This is a genomic window from Pseudomonas sp. 1121_17 (assembly GCF_052850745.1).
In genome coordinates, this window is sequence record NZ_VXCX01000019.1 from 43227 (window position 1) to 50599 (window position 7373).

At 63.3% G+C, this 7373-nt stretch carries 5 protein-coding genes; 1 reads left to right on the plus strand and 4 read right to left on the minus strand.

The window, feature by feature from the left end:
• Positions 1 to 51: 51 nt before the first annotated feature.
• The 4 genes from FW789_RS23505 to glyA are packed head-to-tail and all read right to left on the minus strand — an operon-like array spanning position 52 to position 5933.
• Positions 52 to 3066 (minus strand): sarcosine oxidase subunit alpha, encoded by a 3015-nt coding sequence (locus FW789_RS23505; protein WP_101322466.1) that lies wholly within the window; start codon positions 3064 to 3066, stop codon positions 52 to 54.
• Positions 3063 to 3398, minus strand: coding sequence for a sarcosine oxidase subunit delta (locus FW789_RS23510; RefSeq protein ID WP_446432119.1), 336 nt, complete (start codon positions 3396 to 3398; stop codon positions 3063 to 3065). Before FW789_RS23510 ends, FW789_RS23505 begins: the two co-directional genes overlap by 4 nt.
• Positions 3399 to 3413: 15 nt before the next feature.
• Positions 3414 to 4664: a sarcosine oxidase subunit beta family protein gene (locus FW789_RS23515; protein ID WP_101322468.1), complete on the minus strand. Its 1251-nt coding sequence runs from the start codon at positions 4662 to 4664 to the stop codon at positions 3414 to 3416.
• 15 nt (positions 4665 to 4679) lie between these two features.
• Positions 4680 to 5933, minus strand: a complete 1254-nt coding sequence (glyA, locus tag FW789_RS23520) for a serine hydroxymethyltransferase (RefSeq protein ID WP_101322469.1) — start codon at positions 5931 to 5933, stop codon at positions 4680 to 4682.
• A 293-nt stretch (positions 5934 to 6226) separates the two neighbouring features.
• Here glyA and FW789_RS23525 point away from each other — a divergent pair, with 293 nt between their 5' ends.
• Positions 6227 to 7276, plus strand: coding sequence for a threonine aldolase family protein (locus tag FW789_RS23525; protein ID WP_181089467.1), 1050 nt, complete (start codon positions 6227 to 6229; stop codon positions 7274 to 7276).
• Positions 7277 to 7373 lie beyond the last annotated feature (97 nt).

Sequence of the window (7373 nt, forward strand, 5' to 3'; positions counted from 1 at the left end):
CGTGGCAGCGGCGCTCGGCCGCGGCCACGAGAGTTGAGCATCGGTCTGGTGTCAGACGTTCTGCCGCTCACCCTTCGGATCGAAGAACACCGAAGACACAATCTCTGCTTCGATCACGCTGCCATCGGCCTGCGGCGAATACACCCGCTCACCCATGCGCTTGAGACCACCCTTGACCACACCCATGGCGAACGAATAGCCGAGGGAGTTGGAGGCATAGCTGGAGGTGACGTGACCGACCATGTCCATCGGGATCGGCTGCTTCGGATCGAACACCAGCTGAGCGCCTTCCGGCAGCCACTGTTTAGGGTTGATCGGCTTGAGCCCGACCAGTTGCTTGCGGTCTTCGCGCAGGCAGTCTTCGCGGTTCATGCCACGCAGGCCGATCCACGAGTACGGCTTGTTGCGTCCGACACACCAGCTCATGTTGAGGTCGTCGGCGTTCATCGAGCCATCGGTATCCTGGCCAACGATGATGAAGCCCTTCTCGGCACGCAGCACGTGCATGGTCTCGGTGCCATACGGGGTCAAGTTGTACTGTTTGCCAGCAGCAACGATCTTCTCCAGCACACCCATGGCGTAGTTGGCCTGGACGTTGACTTCGTACGACAGCTCACCGGTGAACGAGATGCGGAACACCCGCGCCGGCACGCCGCCAACGGTGCCTTCCTTCCAGGTCATGAACGGGAAGGCATCCTTGTCCAGGTCGATGTCGCTGATCTCGGCCAGCAGCTTGCGGCTGTTGGGGCCAGACAAGGTCATGGTTGCCCAGTGGTCGGTGACCGAGGTGAAGTACACCTTCAGTTCCGGCCATTCGGTCTGCAGGTACAGCTCCATCCAGCCCAGCACGCGCGCTGCGCCACCGGTCGTGGTGGTCATGATGAAGTGGTTGTCGCCGACGCAGGCGGTCACGCCGTCGTCGAAGACCATGCCGTCTTCCTTGCACATCAGGCCATAACGGGCCTTGCCCACATCGAGCTTGGTCCAGGCGTTGGTGTAGATACGGTTGAGGAACTCACGCGCATCCGGGCCTTGAATGTCGATCTTGCCGAGGGTCGAGGCGTCCAGCAGGCCGACGCTGTCGCGCACTGCCTTGCACTCACGCTCAACAGCAGCGTGGATGTCTTCACCGGGTTTTGGGAAATACCACGGACGTTTCCACTGGCCGACATCCTCGAACTCGGCGCCGTTTTTAACGTGCCAGGAATGCAGCGCGGTGAAGCGTACCGGCTCGAACAGGTGACCACAGTGACGGCCCGCTACCGCACCGAAGGTAACCGGCGTGTAGTTGGGGCGGAACATGGTGGTGCCCATCTGCGCAATGCTGATACCCAGCGAACGGGCGGCGATGGCCAGGCCGTTGATGTTGCCCAGCTTGCCCTGGTCGGTACCAAAGCCCAGCGCGGTGTAGCGCTTGACGTGTTCGACCGACTCGAAGCCTTCACGGGTCGCCAGCTCGATGCCGGCAGCGGTGACGTCGTTCTGCTGATCAACGAACTGCTTCGGCCCACGAGTGCCTTTGTCATGCGGCACCTGGAACAAGGCCAGGGTAGGCTCCTCGGTACGCTGGACGGCTTTGGGCAGGGTACCGACCACGGCCTTGAAGCCGGCTTCGGTAGCGGCGCGCACGCCACCTTCAAAACCATCGGCCAGGACATCACCGAGCGGGTAGACGCCATTCATGCCGCCAACACAGACGCGCTTTTGCGGCGCATCACCCGGGACGAAACCGAGGATGTCTTCACGCCATACCGGACGCCCGCCAAGGTGCGAGGCCAGGTGAACGATCGGGCTGTAGCCGCCGGAGGTCGCGATCAGGTCGCAGGCCAGGGTTTCGCCAGGGCTGGTCACGGTGAACGCCTGGGCGTCGATGGCGGCAACCCGCGCACCGGTCACATGCTTGCTGCCAGCCGCTTCAACCACAGCGCTGGAGGTGAGGATGCGAATGCCCTTGGCGCGTGCTTCTTCCACCAGCGAACCGCGTGGATTGTGCCGTGCATCGGCGATCGCGACCACTTGCAGGCCGGCATCGTGCCAGTCCAGCGCCACGCGATAGGCGTGGTCGTTGTTGGTCGACAGCACCAGCTTGCGCCCAGGCGCCACGCCGTAGCGACGCACGTAGGTGGAGACAGCGCCGGCGAGCATGTTGCCCGGCACATCGTTGTTGCCGTACACCAGCGGACGCTCGTGGGCGCCAGCCGCCAGCACAACTTGCTTGGCACGCACGCGGTGGACGCGATGACGCACCTGGCCAATCGGCGCGCGGTCACCGAGGTGGTCGGTCAGGCGCTCGTGGATGGTCAGGAAGTTATGGTCGTGGTAACCGTTGACGGTAGCGCGTGGCAGTACCAGCACTTCGGCCATGCCTTGCAGCTCGGCCACGGTAGCCGCGACCCAGTCGGTGGCAGGCTTGCCATCGAGAGTCTCACGGCTGTCGAGCAGGCTGCCGCCGAACTCTTCCTGCTCATCGGCGATGATCACCCGCGCACCGCTGCGGCCAGCGGCCAGCGCTGCGGCCAGGCCGGCAGGGCCAGCACCGACGATCAGCACGTCGCAGTGGTGGTTCATGTAGTCGTAGCTGTCCGGATCGTTCTGCAGCGGCGCGCGGCCAAGACCGGCGGCTTTGCGGATGTACTTCTCGTAAGTCATCCAGAACGATTTCGGGTACATGAAGGTTTTGTAGTAGAAGCCCGGCGGCATCATGCTGCCACCGACCTTGCCGAGGATGCCCATCACGTCGTTGTTGACGTTCGGCCAGCCGTTGGTGCTGGTCGCGACCAGGCCGGCATACAGCGGCTGCTGAGTGGCGCGCACGTTGGGGATCTGGGTGGCTTCGCTGGAACCGATCTGCAGGATCGCATTCGGCTCTTCGGTGCCGGCTGCAATGATCCCGCGAGGCCGCGAATACTTGAAGCTGCGGCCGACGACGTCGACGCCGTTGGCGAGCAACGCGGCAGCCAGGCTGTCACCTTCGTAACCCTGATAGGTCTTGCCGTTGAAGCTGAAATTGAGGACTTTGCCGCGGTTGACACGGCCGCCGCTGGCAAGGCGATAACTCTGGCTCATACTTTTTCCCCCAGGCCTTTGACGGTCGACGGCGCGGCGTTAGCCTTGCTGGCGGCAGTGATCTGCGGCTTCTCGCCGATCTTGTAGGTTTCCAGAATTTCGTAGGTCACGGTGTCGCGGGTGACGTTGAAATACTGGCGGCAACCGGCGACGTGATCCCACAGTTCGTGGTGAATGCCACGCGGGTTGTCGCGGAAAAACATGTAGGTACCCCACTCCTCGTCGGAGCAGGCCGCCGGATCGAGCGGGCGGGCAATATGGGCCTGGCCTGAGGCGTGAAACTCTTCTTCGGAGCGCAGCTCGCCGCAGTGGGGACAGAAAATATGCAACATGACGATTGTCTCCGATTAGTGGGCGACGGCCGCAGCGCCGTGTTCATCGATCAGCGCACCGTTGTAGAAGCGGTCGATGGAGAATGGCGCAGCCAGTGGGTGCATTTCGCCTTTGGCCAGGCTTGCGGCAAACACGTTGCCTGAGCCTGGGGTGGCCTTGAAGCCGCCGGTGCCCCAACCGCAGTTGAAGAACAGGTTCTTCACCGGGGTCTTGGAGATGATCGGGCAGGCGTCCGGGCAGGTGTCGACGATGCCGCCCCATTGGCGGTTCATGCGTACCCGCGAGAGAATCGGGAACATCTCGACGATCGCCTGCAGGGTGTGCTCGATCACCGGGTAAGAACCGCGCTGGCCGTAGCCGACCCAGCTATCGATACCGGCACCGATGACCAGGTCGCCTTTGTCCGACTGGCTGATGTAGCCGTGTACCGCGTTGGACATGATCACGCTGTCGATGATTGGCTTGATCGGCTCGGAAACCAGCGCCTGCAGCGGGTGCGACTCGAGCGGCAGGCGGAAGCCAGCCAGGCGCGCCATGTGCCCGGAGTTACCGGCAGTGACCACGCCGACGCGCTTGGCGCCGATGAAGCCCTTGTTGGTCTCGACACCGATCACCGCGCCGTTTTCCTTGCGGAAACCGGTCACTTCGGTCTGTTGAATCAGGTCGACGCCGAGCGCGTCGGCAGCGCGGGCAAAGCCCCATGCCACTGCATCGTGACGGGCCACACCACCACGGCGCTGAACGGTTGCACCGAGGATCGGGTAGCGGGTGTTCTTCGAGCAGTCCAGGTACGGGATCTCGGCCGCGACCTGGTCGGTATTGAGCAGCTCGCCGTCGACGCCGTTGAGGCGGTTGGCGCTGACTCGACGCTCCGAATCACGGATGTCCTGCAGGGTGTGGCAGAGGTTGTAGACACCGCGCTGGGAGAACATCACGTTGTAGTTGATGTCCTGCGACAGGCCTTCCCACAGTTTCATGGCGTGCTCGTAGAGCTTGGCCGACTCGTCCCACAGGTAGTTGGAGCGCACGATGGTGGTGTTGCGCGCGGTGTTGCCGCCGCCCAGCCAGCCTTTTTCAACCACGGCAACGTTGGTGATGCCGTGCACCTTGGCCAGGTAGTAGGCGGTCGCCAGGCCATGCCCGCCGCCGCCTACAATCACCACGTCATAGACCTTTTTCGGGGTCGGCGTGCGCCACATGCGCTGCCAGTTTTCGTGGTGGCTGAGGGAGTGTTTGAAAAGGCCGAAGCCCGAATAGCGTTCCATTGTCTGTTACTCCACTCAGCGGTAAACCGGGAAGTCGGCGCACAGTGCGGCGACCTGCTTGGCAACGTCGGCTTCGACGTCGGCGTCGCCCAGGTTGTCGAGGACATCGCAGATCCAGCCGGCCAGTGCCACGCACTGAGCCACCTTGAAACCGCGGGTTGTGACCGCCGGGGTGCCGATGCGCAGGCCCGAGGTAACGAAAGGCGACTGCGGGTCGTTGGGCACGGCGTTCTTGTTGACGGTGATGTGCGCGCGGCCCAGGGCTGCGTCAGCGTCCTTGCCAGTCAGGCCCTGACGGATCAGGCTGACCAGGAACAGGTGGTTGTCGGTACCGCCGGACACCACGTCATAACCGCGCTTGATGAACACTTCGGCCATGGCCTGGGCGTTGTCGATGACCTGCTGCTGGTACTGCTTGAAGCCAGGCTCCTGAGCTTCCTTGAAGCACACTGCCTTGCCGGCGATGACGTGCATCAGCGGGCCGCCCTGGGCGCCGGGGAATACCGCCGCGTTGAGCTTTTTCTCGATGTCCGGGTTGGCCTTGGCCAGGATCAGGCCGCCACGTGGACCGCGCAGGGTCTTGTGAGTAGTGGTGGTGACCACGTCGGCATACGGCAGCGGGTTCGGGTACAGGCCAGCGGCAACCAGGCCGGCAACGTGGGCCATGTCGACGAACAGCAGTGCACCTACCTTGTCGGCAATGGCGCGGAAGCGCGGGAAGTCGAGGGTCTTGGAGTATGCGGAGAAACCAGCAACGATCATCTTCGGCTGATGCTCGACCGCCAGGCGCTCGACTTCGTCGTAGTCGATCAGGCCGGTGTCGGTGTTGATGCCGTATTGCACCGCGTTGTACAGCTTGCCCGAGGACGACACCTTGGCACCATGAGTGAGGTGACCGCCGTGGGCCAGGCTCATCCCCAGAATGGTGTCACCGGCCTGCAGCAGGGCCAGGTAAACGGCGCTGTTGGCCGACGAACCGGAGTGCGGCTGGACGTTGGCGTAGTCGGCACCGAACAGCTGCTTGGCGCGCTCGATGGCCAGCGCCTCGACTTTGTCGACGTGCTCGCAACCGCCGTAGTAACGCTTGCCCGGATAACCTTCGGCGTATTTGTTGGTGAGGCCGCTGCCCTGGGCCTGCATCACGCGCTTGCTGGTGTAGTTTTCCGAAGCGATCAGCTCGATATGATCTTCCTGACGTTGTTCTTCGGCATTCATCGCCGCCAGCAGCGCGTCGTCGTAACCCTGGATCTGGTCTTGCTTGCTGAACATCATGTGTCTCCCGGCAGCGATCATTTTTTGTCAGTAGGGTTCAGTGCCCCTTTGTGCCGATGGTATGACTGCGGCGGGTGGGTCAGATGCCTGCGCACGCCTTGCAATGGCGCGTTTACGACATTCGCCGGTGGGCTGTCGCGCGCGGGCATGCTTGCCAAAATCAGCCATCGGCCTGCGCCCGCGTGCTTGAGCCGCCGGCGGGCCGGGCAATTGCGCCCTGCACGGTTGTATAGGCAACCGGGTAAATGATCGTTTAGAGTGCATCTCTGCGTCGTTCACAGGACCGTGTCATGACAGATAACAGCCAGCAATTCGCCAGCGACAACTATTCCGGCATCTGCCCCGAAGCCTGGGCGGCGATGGCCAAGGCCAATCAGGGCCACGAGCGCGCCTACGGCGACGATCAGTGGACCGAGCGTGCGGCGGCGTACTTTCGCAAGATCTTCGAAACCGACTGCGAAGTGTTCTTCGCCTTCAACGGCACCGCAGCTAACTCGTTGGCCCTGGCCTCCTTGTGCCAGAGCTACCACAGCGTGATCTGCTCGGAGACCGCCCACGTCGAGACCGACGAATGCGGCGCTCCGGAGTTTTTCTCGAACGGCTCCAAGCTGCTCACCGCGCCCAGCGTCAACGGCAAGCTGACGCCTGAGTCGATCCGCGAAGTGGCGCTCAAACGCCAGGACATCCACTATCCGAAACCACGCGTGGTGACCCTCACCCAGGCCACCGAAGTCGGCACCGTGTACCGCCCCGACGAGCTCAAGGCGATCAGCGCCACCTGCAAGGAGCTGGGCCTCAACCTGCATATGGATGGCGCGCGCTTCACCAATGCCTGCTCGTTCCTCGGCTGCTCGCCGGCCGAGCTGACCTGGAAGGCCGGCGTCGATGTGCTGTGCTTTGGCGGCACCAAGAACGGCATGGCCGTGGGCGAGGCGATCCTGTTCTTCAACCGCGAGCTGGCCGAAGACTTCGACTACCGTTGCAAGCAGGCTGGCCAGCTGGCATCGAAGATGCGTTTCCTCTCCGCGCCTTGGGTGGGCCTGCTGGAGGACGGCGCCTGGCTGCGCCACGGCAACCACGCCAACCACTGCGCGCAGTTGCTGGCCTCGCTGGTCAGCGACCTGCCGCAGGTGAAGCTGATGTTCCCGGTGGAGGCCAACGGGGTGTTCCTGCAAATGCCGGAGCCGGCGCTCGAGGCGCTGCGCAACAAGGGCTGGCGTTTCTACACCTTCATTGGCAGCGGCGGCGCACGCTTCATGTGCTCGTGGGACACCGAACTCACGCGCGTGCGTGAGCTGGCGGCGGATATCCGCGCCGTCGTGGCAGTCACCCCCCTCTAAAGCAATCCCCTGTAGAGCGGCCTTGTGTCGCGAAAGGGGTGCGTAGCGGCCCCACGGTTTCAGCTTCGCCGCTGACATCGCCGGGCCCGCGTTGCGG